At 57.3% G+C, this 12,873-nt stretch carries 14 protein-coding genes; 4 read left to right on the top strand and 10 right to left on the bottom strand.

Translation table 11 applies throughout. The features are described 5' to 3' along the window. Window positions 1-5 precede the first annotated feature (5 nt). The 5 genes from EDC28_RS14825 to rpe form a co-directional block, all read right to left on the bottom strand. On the bottom strand, window positions 6-635 hold the full coding sequence (locus EDC28_RS14825) for a PepSY-associated TM helix domain-containing protein (protein ID WP_123422137.1): 630 nt from the start codon (window positions 633-635) through the stop codon (window positions 6-8). A 138-nt stretch (window positions 636-773) separates the two neighbouring features. Continuing rightward, window positions 774-1,325 (bottom strand): hypothetical protein, encoded by a 552-nt coding sequence (locus EDC28_RS14820; RefSeq protein ID WP_211355743.1) that lies wholly within the window; start codon window positions 1,323-1,325, stop codon window positions 774-776. Between the two features lie 164 nt (window positions 1,326-1,489). Continuing rightward, a complete protein-coding gene (gene trpS, locus EDC28_RS14815) occupies window positions 1,490-2,494 on the bottom strand; it encodes a tryptophan--tRNA ligase (RefSeq protein WP_050659224.1) in 1,005 nt (334 codons plus the stop codon). Between the two features lie 2 nt (window positions 2,495-2,496). Beyond that, window positions 2,497-3,153: a phosphoglycolate phosphatase gene (locus EDC28_RS14810; protein WP_123422136.1), complete on the bottom strand. Its 657-nt coding sequence runs from the start codon at window positions 3,151-3,153 to the stop codon at window positions 2,497-2,499. Next, on the bottom strand, window positions 3,150-3,824 hold the full coding sequence (gene rpe / locus EDC28_RS14805; RefSeq protein WP_123422135.1) for a ribulose-phosphate 3-epimerase: 675 nt from the start codon (window positions 3,822-3,824) through the stop codon (window positions 3,150-3,152). Before rpe ends, EDC28_RS14810 begins: the two co-directional genes overlap by 4 nt. 108 nt (window positions 3,825-3,932) lie before the next feature. On the opposite strand from rpe, the gene EDC28_RS14800 reads away from it, so the two are divergent. The 4 genes from EDC28_RS14800 to EDC28_RS20515 all read left to right on the top strand — a co-directional run bounded on the left by EDC28_RS14800 (window position 3,933) and on the right by EDC28_RS20515 (window position 6,819). Continuing rightward, window positions 3,933-5,384 (top strand): NAD-dependent succinate-semialdehyde dehydrogenase, encoded by a 1,452-nt coding sequence (locus EDC28_RS14800; protein WP_123422134.1) that lies wholly within the window; start codon window positions 3,933-3,935, stop codon window positions 5,382-5,384. A 241-nt stretch (window positions 5,385-5,625) separates the two neighbouring features. Next, on the top strand, window positions 5,626-6,300 hold the full coding sequence (locus tag EDC28_RS14795) for a TorF family putative porin (protein WP_148049860.1): 675 nt from the start codon (window positions 5,626-5,628) through the stop codon (window positions 6,298-6,300). Window positions 6,301-6,419: 119 nt separating this feature from the next. Next, window positions 6,420-6,638 (top strand): hypothetical protein, encoded by a 219-nt coding sequence (locus tag EDC28_RS14790; RefSeq protein ID WP_123422133.1) that lies wholly within the window; start codon window positions 6,420-6,422, stop codon window positions 6,636-6,638. Then, a complete protein-coding gene (locus EDC28_RS20515) occupies window positions 6,616-6,819 on the top strand; it encodes a DUF2970 domain-containing protein (protein WP_083445882.1) in 204 nt (67 codons plus the stop codon). Before EDC28_RS14790 ends, EDC28_RS20515 begins: the two co-directional genes overlap by 23 nt. Here EDC28_RS20515 and EDC28_RS14780 read toward each other — a convergent pair. From EDC28_RS14780 to EDC28_RS14760, 5 genes are all read right to left on the bottom strand, one after another. Continuing rightward, window positions 6,730-7,626 (bottom strand): Dam family site-specific DNA-(adenine-N6)-methyltransferase, encoded by an 897-nt coding sequence (locus EDC28_RS14780; protein WP_123422132.1) that lies wholly within the window; start codon window positions 7,624-7,626, stop codon window positions 6,730-6,732. The genes EDC28_RS20515 and EDC28_RS14780 overlap by 90 nt on opposite strands. Before the next feature lie 33 nt (window positions 7,627-7,659). Further along, window positions 7,660-8,928, bottom strand: a complete 1,269-nt coding sequence (locus EDC28_RS14775) for an SPOR domain-containing protein (RefSeq protein ID WP_123422131.1) — start codon at window positions 8,926-8,928, stop codon at window positions 7,660-7,662. An 8-nt stretch (window positions 8,929-8,936) separates the two neighbouring features. Then, window positions 8,937-10,019 carry a 3-dehydroquinate synthase gene (gene aroB, locus EDC28_RS14770; RefSeq protein ID WP_123422130.1) on the bottom strand — a complete coding sequence of 361 codons (1,083 nt, stop codon included), beginning with the start codon at window positions 10,017-10,019 and terminating at the stop codon, window positions 8,937-8,939. A 4-nt stretch (window positions 10,020-10,023) separates the two neighbouring features. Continuing rightward, on the bottom strand, window positions 10,024-10,539 hold the full coding sequence (gene aroK, locus EDC28_RS14765) for a shikimate kinase AroK (protein ID WP_050659215.1): 516 nt from the start codon (window positions 10,537-10,539) through the stop codon (window positions 10,024-10,026). Between the two features lie 245 nt (window positions 10,540-10,784). Beyond that, window positions 10,785-12,845: a type IV pilus secretin PilQ gene (locus EDC28_RS14760; protein WP_123422129.1), complete on the bottom strand. Its 2,061-nt coding sequence runs from the start codon at window positions 12,843-12,845 to the stop codon at window positions 10,785-10,787. Between the last annotated feature and the right edge of the window lie 28 nt (window positions 12,846-12,873).

Here is a 12,873-nt window from a genome sequence, read left to right as displayed (position 1 = left end):
TCCTTCTACGTATGGGAAGACAATAAAAAGGCCAGCACCATCAGCAGGCCCCCGAACAGGGTGGTCAGCAGCCCGGCGTTACGGCGCGACAATTGCCGCCACAACAGGTAAAAGCCGCTCAGCGCGAACAGCACGCAGATAACCGCCACCACATCAATCAGCCAGCGCCAGCTGCCACCGGCGTGGCGGCCTTTATGCAGATCGTTGGCCAGGCTCAGGTAACCGGCGAAATCGTCCACCAGGTAAAACTGCTGCTCGGCCAGGTTGATGTCGGCCAGGGCATAACCGCCGGGGCGCTTGATATCCAGCTCGATACGCTGCTCTGACTCGTCAAAGGTTTGGGTGAGTTCGCCCCCCGGCATGCCGTAAGCCTGTTCCAACCACTGGCGCAGCCGGGCCGCCAAGGCCCGGCGCTGGTCGCTACCGGCCGGTAGCGCCGTGGGGAATTGCCCTTCTGGCAGGCGCTGTTCCAGCTCCCGGTAATGCTTGCCGGCATCGCTGCCCCAGTCGCCGTGATTGAGGGTGATCCCGGTCAGGGAAAAGAACAGCAGCGCCAGCAGCACCGCCATGGAGCTGTAGATATGGATAAGGCGGATGTTTTTAAGCAGCCATTGCTGACGTTTGGAAAGGCGCATCGACAAAGTGGGTTAGCCAAAGTGCGCAAATGATAACTGATAACCATTGTCATTTTCACCTTCGAGCGAACCACTTTCGATAAAAGCCATAAAAAAAGGCGCCAAACGGCGCCTTTTCATTTGGATAGTTGCTCAAGCTCATTTACCAAGGGCAGCGATATCATTAACGATGCTTTCAGCCACCAGTTTTACATCTCTCGGCTCATCTTCAGCACCCCATTGGAAAACAGTGATCTTGGCGTTGACGGCCAGATCTTCGAAATAAGAGTATTTAGTGGTGTACTTACTGTGCCCAAAACTAGCCAGCTGTTGGCCATTCTGCTCAATTTTTACCAGGTCGGACAGTATGGGCTTGTTAAGAGCGTGGCCACCGATGTTGAACGTTCGTTCGAAGTCTATAGAGGCAACCACTTCTGCCACATCATTGTCACCGGGAGCAGCAAGAATACCCTTCGTCTTGAGCGCATCGGTAAGAGCGTCGACAAACTCTTTATGCAACTGCTGCTCCGGGGCAAAGGTTGTATCGCCAGGTATGGCGCCATGGCCTAGCGTAAGATTCACTTGCACATCTTTAAGCCGATAATGTGTCACCCCCTTTTTAAGGGGGGTAGGATCGACATCATAATGATAATGGCTGGCACAGCCTCCCAGCAGCATCAGGCCAACGAGTAACGGAAACAGACGAGACATGGGGTACGACTCCTTCTTTGGAATGCGGCAGCATTGTTGCGAAATGTTCCTTTGAAGTAGCTAGGCGACATATCACGTGAAAATCCTGAATAACCTGAATGTCTTGTATTTCAACCAAGCATAAAAAAAGGCGCCAAACGGCGCCTTTTCAATAAAAACCCGGCTTAGGGGCGGGGCACAAAACCCACGGCCTCGTAGACCTTTTTAAGGGTCTGGGCAGCGCGGGCGCTGGCTTCTTGGGCCCCGGCGCGCATGATGGCGTCAAGGGTGGTGCGGTCTTCGCGCAGCTCCTTGTAACGGGCTTGCAAAGGTTCAAGGAAGTTCACCACGGCGTCGGCTACATCGCCTTTAAGGTGGCCGTACATGCGCCCTTCAAACTCGCCTTCGAGGGTTTCGATGCTCTTGCCGCTGATGGCAGAGAGAATGCCCAGCAGGTTGGAGACACCGGCTTTGTTCTCGGCATCAAAACGGACCAATGGCGGCTCGTCGGAGTCGGTAACGGCGCGTTTGATCTTCTTGGTAATGACCTTGGGATCTTCCAAGAGACCGATGAAGTTGCCCTGGTTGTCGTCAGACTTGGACATCTTCTTGGTGGGGTCTTGCAGGCTCATCACCCGCGCCGCCACCTTGGGAATAAAGGGTTCGGGAACAGTGAACACATCGCCGTAGAGGTTGTTGAAGCGGAAGGCCACATCGCGAGACAGCTCCAGGTGCTGCTTTTGGTCCTGGCCGACCGGGATTTGGTTGGCCTGATACAAAAGGATGTCGGCCGCCATCAGCGCCGGGTAGGTAAAGAGGCCGGCGTTGATGTTGTCGGCAAAGCGGGCGGACTTGTCCTTAAACTGGGTCATGCGCGACAGCTCGCCAAACTGGGTGTAGCAGTTGAGCACCCAGGCCAACTGGGCGTGCTCGGGCACGTGGGATTGCACAAAGACGCTGGAGCGCTTGGGGTCGATGCCGCAGGCCAGGTACAGGGCCAGGCTGTCGAGGGTGGCCTCGTACAGTTTTTTCGGGTCCTGGCGCACGGTAATGGCGTGCAGGTCGACGATGCAATAAAGACAGTCGTAGTCAGATTGCATCTGGTCCCACTGCCGCAACGCGCCCAGATAGTTGCCAAGGGTAAGCTGGCCGGAGGGTTGCGCGCCGCTCAAGACAATGGGTTTGGACATGACTAACTGTACCTCTGTTGCAGGGCGCCAAGCGTTTTGAGCTGCGCCAACGAATCAATAATAAAATCGGGGTGACAAAGGCCGATATCTTCCCCGTAGTTGTAACCACCCGTCAAGCCGACCGAGACGCAGCCGGCCCCTTGGGCAGCCTGGATGTCGTTTTTCGAGTCGCCCACCAGCATCAATTCGCCAGGGGCGATATGCCACTGCTGGCACAGCCAGATGAGCGGCAAAGGATCGGGCTTTTTGGCGGCCAGGGTGTCGCCGCACAGCAGGTGCTCAAAGTAAGGCTCAAGGCCCAATTCACGCACCAACGGCACCGCAAAACGGGTGGCCTTGTTGGTCACCAGCGCCAGCTTGAAGCCGCGCGCCTCAAGCTCGGCCAGCACCGCGATAGCATCGGCCAGCAGAGTGGAATCCACCGCCAGGTGGCCCTCGTAGGCCGATTCGAACAGCGCCAGGGCGTTGGCCGGCTCGCCAAGCTCGGCGCAGGCCCGCTCCACCAGCTTTTTAATGCCGTTGCCTATCCATTGGCCCACCGTTGCCTCGCTGACCGCCGCCAGCCCCAACTGGCGGCGCATGGCATTGGCGGCCCAGGCGAGATCCGGCAGGCTGTGCACCAAGGTGCCGTCAAGATCGAACGCTACCGCTTTTATCATGCAGAGGCCTTGGCCAGCTCGCTACGCATGGCGTCGATCACCGCTTGGTAATCAGGCTTGCCGAAGATGGCGGAGCCAGCCACGAACATATCAGCACCGGCAGCGGCAATTTCACCGATGTTGTCCACTTTGACGCCGCCGTCTATTTCCAGGCGAATATCACGGCCGCTATCAATGATGCGCTGGCGCACCTGGCGCAGCTTGTCGAGGGTGCCGGGAATAAAAGACTGGCCGCCAAAGCCGGGGTTGACCGACATCAGCAAAATCACGTCGAGCTTGTCCATCACGTAATCGAGGTAATGGAGCGGGGTGGCGGGGTTAAACACCAGGCCGGCCTGGCAGCCGCTGTCTTTAATCAGGCCCAGGGTGCGGTCGACATGTTCGGAGGCCTCTGGGTGAAAGGTAATGATGCTGGCGCCAGCCTTGGCAAAATCCGGCACGATGCGGTCCACGGGTTTGACCATCAGGTGCACATCGATGGGAGCCTTAATGCCGTAATTGCGCAGCGCCTCGCAGACCATGGGCCCGATAGTGAGGTTGGGCACATAGTGGTTATCCATGACGTCAAAATGCACCACGTCGGCGCCGGCAGCCAGCACATTGGCGACCTCTTCACCCAGGCGGGCAAAGTCGGCCGACAAAATAGAGGGGGCAATCAAAAAGTCTTTCATGGGCAGGCTCCAGATTCAGTCCGGCGCTATTGTAAACCAAGCGATGCTGTTCATGGGTAATGAAGCCGGACTTTGCTATGGTCTGGCGGTAGTGAACAAGGAGGCAGTATGCAATTACGCGACCCCGAGTTACTTAAATCCCAGGCCTATATCGACGGCCAATGGCAGCAAGCCGGCAAGACCTTTGAAGTGACCAACCCCGCCGACGGCAGCGTACTGGCCCAGGTACCGAGCCTGAGCGAAGCCGATGTGAAAGTTGCCATCGACGCCGCCCACAACGCCCTGCCCGCCTGGCGGGACATGACCGCCAAGGAACGCAGCCAAAAACTGCGCCGCTGGTTTGAACTCATCATGAGCAACCAGCAGGACTTGGCCCAAATCATGAACGCCGAGCAAGGCAAACCTGTTGCCGAGGCGCGCGGCGAAATCGCCTACGCCGCCTCCTTTGTAGAGTGGTTTGCCGAAGAAGCCAAGCGCGCCTATGGCGACATCATCCCCGCACCGCAAGCCGGCCAGCAGCTGCTGGTACAAAGGGTGCCGGTGGGGGTGGTTGCCACCATTACCCCCTGGAACTTCCCTGCCGCCATGATCACTCGCAAGGTGGCCCCGGCTCTGGCCGCCGGTTGCACCGTGGTCTCTCGCCCGGCATCAAAAACGCCGCTAACGGCCCTGGCACTGGCCGAGCTTGCTCACCGCGCCAAAATTCCGGCCGGGGTATTCAATGTGGTTACCGGGGATTCCGGCAGCATCGGCAAGGTGCTCACCAGCAGCACCAAGGTGCGCAAGCTCTCCTTTACCGGCTCTACCGCCGTAGGCGCCCTGTTGATGGAGCAATGCGCCCACGACATCAAAAAGCTGTCGCTCGAATTGGGCGGCAACGCGCCTTTTATTGTCTTTGACGACGCCGACCTCGACGCCGCCGTTGAAGGGGCCATGGCCGCCAAGTTTCGTAACGCCGGGCAAACCTGCGTCTGCGCCAACCGCTTTTATGTCCACGACAAGGTGATGGAGCGCTTTACCGAAAAGCTGCAACAGGCCATGCACACCCTCAAGGTGGGCGCCGGCACCGAAGCGGGAGTGACTACAGGCCCGTTGATTGATGTAAAAGCAGCTGAGAAAGTCGAGGCCCACGTCAAAGACGCCTTAGACAAAGGCGCCACCTTGCATATGGGCGGCAAGCGCCATAGCCGTGGCGGCAGCTTCTTCGAGCCGACTTTGTTAAGCGGCATGACCCAGGAAATGCTGATAGCCGAAGAAGAAACCTTCGGCCCGGTGGCGGCGCTCTTTCCCTTTGAGGACGAAGCCGAGGCCATTGCCATGGCCAACGACACCCCCTTTGGCCTAGCTGCCTACTTTTATAGCCAGGACCTGGCGCGGGTGTTCCGGGTCGCCGGACAGCTGGAATCGGGCATGGTGGGCATCAATACCGGGCTGGTCTCCAACGAAATGGCCCCCTTTGGTGGCGTCAAATCCTCGGGGCTGGGCCGGGAAGGCTCCAAATACGGCCTGGATGAATATCTGGAAATGAAATACCTGTGCCTGGCCGGGCTGGGTAAATAATTGTTCAAGGCGGCCCCAAAATAGCCATTGGCCTGACCAATGCGCATTTTATCAACCGGGGCCGCAACTTAGCTTCATCATAAGCACTCACTTCCCGTAAAACATCGACAACTAGCTAAACAAACTCCTCCTTCCTGTCGATTTGCCAATTGCATCGCCCCCTTTTTTTCAAGTAAAGTCCGCCTTCGCCTTTTTCCTTAAAGGTAAATTGGTATTACCACTTTAAGTTATAGGGAACGACGTGCTCAAGACGTATACGCCGTTTATCCTGGCGATGACTGCCAGCGCTTTCGCAGTTCACGCCGACGAGATTAACGATCACATTCAAGTCAGCCAGGCCATTACCTTCGCCAACAACTATGTCTCCCGTGGTGTCAGCGGCTCGTCTAACGATCCGGTGGTGCAGGGATATATTGATATCGCCCACGACAGCGGCGCCTATGTGGGGCTGTGGGGAACGTCCGGCGATGACGGTGGCGAGATTGACTGGTGGGGCGGCTATGTCTATCAGCTCAATGCCGATTACGCGCTCGATTTTCGCCTGGCCCGCTTTTATTACCCCGGTGGCAGCAACCATCAAACCGAAGGTTCGGTCACCCTGATGACGCCCTGGTTTAATCTCTCAGCCCGCCACGACTGGGACTATGGCCACAACTATTACGAGCTGAACAAGGCCCTGCCCCTCAATGACAACTGGCAGCTGCAATTGCACGCCGGCTACAAGAATTACGGTGAGAAACGCTATTCCCCGGATTATTGGGCTTATGGCAAGGCCTACGCCGACGCCGCCGTCAAACTGGGTTATGCCCTTAGCCAGCACCAAAGCCTCTTTGTGGGCTACAGCTGGCATCAGGACAACGATAAGGCCCACGCCACCGAAGGCAAGATACTGTTCGGCCTTACCGCCAGCTTTTGATTTTCCCATCCTTGTGTCGATTTGACCGCTCGGGGCCTTTGGCCCCTTTTTTATTGGCCAGGATTTAAACAGTTGGGTATACTCAGCAACTGTTTAGCCAATTGCTTAAGGAGGACAGAATGCCAATCAGAAAAGCCGCCGCGCTGGGTCTGATCGTTGCTTTGCTGGCCTCCATGGCCGTTTGGCTTGCCCGCCCCGCTGCCAGCAGCGAAGAGTCAGAAGCCCAGGTCAGCTGGGGACAGTGGTTGATCGGTAAAAGCGGTTCGGTGCAGATGCACTTTCTGGACTTGCTCGAGCTGGTAACCCGTCACGAAAATGGCCAGCAGGTCAAAAAGTAACAAACCCCGCTCCAACCTTTTCCTGAGTATTGCAGGCGCCCTTTTTGGTGTGCAAAGCAGTCAGCGCCATGCCCAGGATTTCGCCTCGCAATCACCCCTGCCTTACATCATCGGCGGCATTGTCGGTGTGGTGCTGTTCGTTCTGCTGCTCTGGCTGCTGGTGAGCCTGGTGCTCGGTTGAGCGATACAGGGCCAGAAGCTCACCCACTTTTTGCCGGCCACTGCCGTTGCGGCTGATGCTGCGCTTTACCTGCACCGTATTGAGGGTGGCGTCCCGATAAAGCCAGCGGGTGTGCTCGGTGTCGTGGTTGGAGATAAGCACCGACACCCCGCGGCGGCTCGATTCCAGCGCCGTCTTGGCCAACATTGCCTGGTCGTCGAGGGTAAAGCCCGGGCTGGCGTAGGTGGTGAAACTGGCGGTCACCGAAAGCGGCACATAGGGCGGGTCACAATACACCACGTGGCGGCTGCCAGCGTTGTGCATGGCGCTGACAAAATGCTGGCAGGTAAATACGGCCCGGCGCGCCCTTTCTGCAAAAAAGCCCAGCTCGTCTTCGGGAAAATAAGGCGCCTTGTAAGAGCCGAAGGGTACGTTGAAGCCGCCTTTGCGGTTGTAACGGCACAGGCCGTTGTAGCCATGGCGGTTTAAGTACAAAAACAGCAAGGAGCGCTGGTAGCTGTCGCGGCTGGCGTTGAACTGCTCCCGGTGCCGGTAGTAAACCGCTCGCTGGTTGGTGGCTGGGGTAAACAGCTGCCGGGCGTCGCGGATAAAACGGTTAGGGTCGGCAGTCAGGTGCTGATAGAGGGCTATCAAATCCGGGTTGATATCGTTCAGCACGTAGCGATCGAAATCGCTGTTAAGAAACACCGAGCCGGCGCCCACAAAGGGTTCCACCAATACCTCACCCTCGGGAAGATGGCGGCGAATATCGTCAACCAGCGAGTATTTGCCGCCAGCCCATTTTAAAAAGGCACGGTGTTTCTTCATGAGGGCCAATAGAGGTAAAGACAGTCCGCCATTCTAGCCTTTGCCAGCCTTAATTTCTGCCTTGATTTTGTCATAGCGCTTGGGCCAAGCCCCAGCCTTGCGAAAGGTGGCCGGCAGCTTGGCAACGGCCGCTTTGGCGGCGTCCAGATTGGCGTAGTTACCCTGCACCACCAGGTAAAAATCCTGGCCGTTGCGGCGGGTTTTCACCAGTTGCCAGTCGCTGACACCTTGCCCGGCCATGGCCGCCTGAACCTTGCCCTTATCTTGCCCGGCAATCAGTTGCAGCGCGTAGTGGCTGTCAGGGATACCGGCAGGCCAGGTGTCATTTTTAGGGTCGGCTTTGGCCGGGGCAGGCTTGGCTGGCTCGGGTTTTGGCTCCGGCTTGGGCTGCTGGGCCACTTGCGGTTTTGGCTGAGGGTCAGCCGCTTCAGCCTCTGCCTGTTGCTCGCTGGCAGTGGGCGCAGTGGCAGTTGGCTCTGCAGCCGGCGCGCTATTGGCATCGACATGGATGATGTCAGCCCGGGCTTCGGCCATGTCTTTGCGCTGCTCGGCGTTCATATGCGGCGGTGCCGCTGGCTTCTCAGACTCTGGCTCGATATGAGTCGCATTGGGCACCGAGGTGCTGTTTTGTACCGGTTGCGGCGTCAAGGCCACGGCGCCAGGGCTGGCATTGCCGGTCACTCCAGGTAACGGCACCGATACCGATTGCGGCGTGTCGGCCTCTTTGCCTTTATAAAGGGTGGCCACCACAACCACCGCCAACATCAGGGCGGCCGCCACAATCAGCAGCAGCGGCTTGGGCTTTTTAGACTTGGCTTCGGCACTGGCTGGCGCTTCCTTCTGGCCGATGTCGCCCAGCCAGATAGGTTGCCAGCGCAGCGCCGGAACCGCGGCAGTGTCGGGTGCGATCACCAGCAGGCCCATTTGGTCGTCGGTATGTTCGCTAAGGGCAAGAAACTCTCGGAAGATATCGGCTTCCAGAGGGCAGGAGCCGTCAACAATCAATAGCCGCTGCGCGCCTTGCTGTGACAGGCGCAGGTAGCTCTCGGCAAGGGTATCGTCCGGGTTGATAACGGGGTCTGAGAACCACTGGGAAAGGATGTCGGTGCGCAGTTTGCGCATGCCCGGGGACTTTTTGTAACGCAGCAGGGCCACGTCTTGGCCGTCGGGGAGTTTATCCAGCAGACGGTTGATCAGTAGGCCTCGGTCGGCATTGTCAGGCTCGATGACCACCACGGGGTCCTGGCCAAAATGCAGCAGGTGTTGGATCCGGCTTAGCAGGGCCTCAAGGGCATTTGGCATAGCTCAACTCAATGGTTGGCCGTCTGAACAGCCGCGATGGCAGCCAGGATCTCCGCTTCAGTGGCGTCACTGACCACAACAGCCTGACCCAGGCCTTTTGGCAATACCAGTCGCAACTTGCCGGCCAGTACTTTTTTGTCACGCATCATCAGCGGCAGGTACTGCTCCGGCGTCATTTGGGCTGGCCCTTTGAGGGGCAAACCGGCAGCCTTATTCAGACGGTAAAGGCGCATCAGCTGCTCATCATCCAGCATCCCCCTGGACTTGGCAAGTTCGGCCGCCATCAGCATACCGGCGCCGACAGCTTCGCCGTGGAGCCAGTTGCCATAGCCCTGATTAGCCTCGATGGCATGACCGAAAGTGTGGCCAAGATTGAGGTGGGCACGTACCCCTTGCTCGCGCTCGTCCTGGGCAACGATGTCGGCCTTGATGGCCAAAGAGGTGGCGATGGCATGAGAAAGCAGGGTTTTATCCTTGGCTCTCAGCCCGGCCATGTTGGCCTCAAGCCACTGGAAGAAATCGGCATCGGCAATGACACCGTATTTGATGACTTCGGCAAGACCGGCCGACATTTCATTGTCTGGCAAGGTATCGAGCCAGTGCAGATCCACATGCACCGCCTGGGGCTGATGGAAGGCACCGATAAGGTTCTTGCCCAGCGGATGGTTGACGGCGGTTTTGCCGCCGACTGCCGAGTCCACCTGAGACAACAAGGTGGTGGGCAACTGGATAAAATCCATGCCCCGCTGGTAGCAGGCAGCCGCAAAGCCGGTGATATCCCCTACCACACCGCCACCTAGGGCGATAAGCATACCGTCACGCCCAAGGCCAGCTTCAATCAGGCAGCCGATGAGGCGCTCAAGCTCACCCAGGTTTTTGGCACCTTCGCCATTGGGCAGTTCAAAGCAGGTCAGGGATTTGGGGGCGTCCCCCAGGAAAGATTTCAGGGTTTGCAGGTGACCGGCCAGGGGCGCCTGGCTAACAACAACAACCGAACGCCCCTGAACCTGATCTTTAAGACTGGGATGCAACCCTAGGCCTATGAGTATCGAATAACTTCTCTCACCAAGGCCTACATCCAGTCTTTTCATAACGTTAGAAACCCAGTTGGTCGATGATTTGGCTGGCCACGCTGCGGGCACTTTGATCGTCGGTACGAACCACGATATCGGCCACTTCTTCGTACAGCGGGTTACGCTCTTCTGCCAGGCGGACCAGGGTGTCCTTCGGCTCGCCTTTTTGCAGCAACGGGCGACGCTTGTCTTTTTGGGTACGGGCCAACTGTTTGTCGATGGTGGTTTCAAGGTAAACCACGATCCCCCGCGCGGAAATGCGGTTGCGGGTATCTTTGTTGATGACGGCACCACCACCGGTGGCCAGGACAATGCCCTGCAGCTCAGTCAGCTCTTCAATAACACTGCATTCGCGCTTGCGAAAACCATCTTCACCCTCGACATCAAACACCCAGTTGATATCAGCACCGGTGCGGCGCTCTATCTCATGGTCTGAGTCGTAGAATTCCAGATGGAGATCTTGGGCAAGTTGACGGCCAATGGTGCTTTTGCCAGCCCCCATGGGGCCAATAAGAATGATATTGCGTTTTTCTGCCATATTGGTGATTACGTCTTCGCTATCTGAAACAGGGGGCGGAACGCCCTGGTGAAAGTTCCCCACAGGTCGTTAGGTGACGGCGGATTATCGCAATTGTACGCCCATCAGGCAACTGAACATGGCAAGCATCTTGTCAGCGCTTACAAAAAAAGGGGCCCTGCCGAGCAGGGCCCCTTGCCATTGAAGGGTAGATTTTCAGGCTTTGGCCGCTAAATTCGGCGCCAGAGCCTTGTTTTCATTAAAATCTAGTCCAGGTCCTCGGTGACGATCCGTGGCGTAACGAAGATCAGCAGCTCGCTCTTCACATTGGAGTCAGAGGTGTTGCGGAACAGCCAGCCAAGGCCGGGGATGTCGCCCAGCAGCGGCACCTTGTACACCACTTTCGAGCGCTCCTGCTGGAAGATACCGCCCAGCACTATGGTCTCGCCGTTATCCACCAGTACCTGGGTACCGATCTCCTTGGTATCGATGGCAACGGCGCTACCGGTTGCGGTCTGTACTGTGTCGCCACGGGTATCTTCGGTGATCACCAGGTCCAGAATAATCTTGTTATCCGGGGTGATCTGCGGGGTCACCTGCAGGCTCAGCACCGCTTTTTTGAAGGTAACAGAGGTGGCACCGGAAGAGGTGCTTTGCACGTAAGGGATCTCGGTACCCTGCTCGATGTAGGCCGCCTTCTGGTTAGCCGTGGTCAAGCGGGGGTTGGAGATGATCTCGCCTTTGTTCTCTTGTTCCAGAGCCGACAGCTCCAAATCAAGCAGTTTGCCGTCTGCCAACTTGGCGATATGGAAGCCAATGGAAGCGGCATTTTCGGCGCCGGCTGGCAGGTTGACGTTCAGGCGGTCCGCCAAATCCACAGAGCTGCTGCCACCGTTGGCGGCGCCGTTGGCTCCTTCTAGGGTTCCAGACACACCATTACTGCCGTTGGCGTCGGTGAAGCCCAGGCGTACGCCCAAGTCTTCCACCACGCTGTCTTTTACGGTGACGATGCGCGACTCAATCAGTACCTGTTTAACCGGCACATCAAGCACCTTGATGAGGTTCTTGATTTCTTTAAGCTTGTCTTCGGTGTCCTGCACCAACAGGGTATTGGTCCGCTCATCGATGGTCACGGTGCCACGCTCTGAGAGCAGGCTTGCTTCACTGCTTTTGAGCAGGTCAGCCAGGTCCTTGGCCTTGGCGTAGTTTATCTGGATGAACTCGGAGAACAGCGGCACCAAGGTCTGCACCTTGTTCTGGGCTTCCAGCTCCTGGGCTTCACGGGCGGTGAGCTCATCGGCCGGGGCCACCATCAGAATATTGCCATCAACCCGTTTGCCCAGCCCTTTCACTTTAAGCACGATGTCCAGTGCCTGGTCCCAGGGCACGCCATCGAGACGCAAGGTGATGTTACCGTTGACGGTATCGGAGGTCACCAGGTTGAAGTTGTTGTAATCAGCAATGATCTGCAACACGGTCCGCACTGGAATATCCTGGAAGTTCAGGGAGATACGTTTGCCGTCGTAAGAGGCTTTTTCTTTCTCCTTGGCGGTTTCCTTTTTAGGCAGTACTTCCAGAGAGAACAGATTATTGGCCTGTTGGTATTTGAAGGTGAAATTACCGGTGGGCTTGATCACGATCCGGGTTTTGTCACCGTCGCGGAAGGTTTCAATATTCTGCACCGGCGTACCAAAGTCGGTGACATCCAGTTGGTAAATCAACTTGTCCGGGATAGCGGTGTTGAGGAACTCGGCAACAATACGCGGCCCTTGCTGGTGCACGTCCACCGCAGCGGAGGTGTTCTGCATGAACACCAGCATCTTGCCTTCGTCGTCCTTGCCACGGCGAAAATCAATGGCCTTGATGGCATTGATTTGTTTGCCGTCGCCCTCTTCACTACCGCCGGCAATGGCCTGCCCCAGCGATACCACATAACGGTTGTCGACACGTTTGGTCTGGTAGGACATCAGTTTATCCAGGTGCAGTACCGCCCGCACCCCATCGTTGATATGGGTGGTGGTGATCTTATCGAGGCCCCCCGCCGCGACAGCCAGCTCCGACATGGCCAGCTTGGAGTCGACACCGCGAAAGTCGATGTAGAGCTCGGCCGGGTTGTAGGAGATACGGGTACGGGGTTCAATAAAGTCCCCGTCCATCACGAATTCCAGTTCTATCCCTTGTCTGCCAAGGGTGTTTTCCTTCACATCCACCAAGGAAGTCGCCAGAGCCTGGGCTACCGGCATGGCCAGCAGCAGCCCCAGGGCGATTTGTTTAGCCCGACGCCATACAGAAAAGGCCGGGGTTCTAGGGGATTTGCAAGCATTCATCACATCATGTCCCTTCGAGAATCTCATT

This window comes from Gallaecimonas pentaromativorans (assembly GCF_003751625.1).
Classification (GTDB): domain Bacteria; phylum Pseudomonadota; class Gammaproteobacteria; order Enterobacterales; family Gallaecimonadaceae; genus Gallaecimonas; species Gallaecimonas pentaromativorans.
The sequence above is the reverse complement of the archived record's forward strand: the minus strand, read 5'-3'. Positions and strand labels throughout refer to the sequence as shown.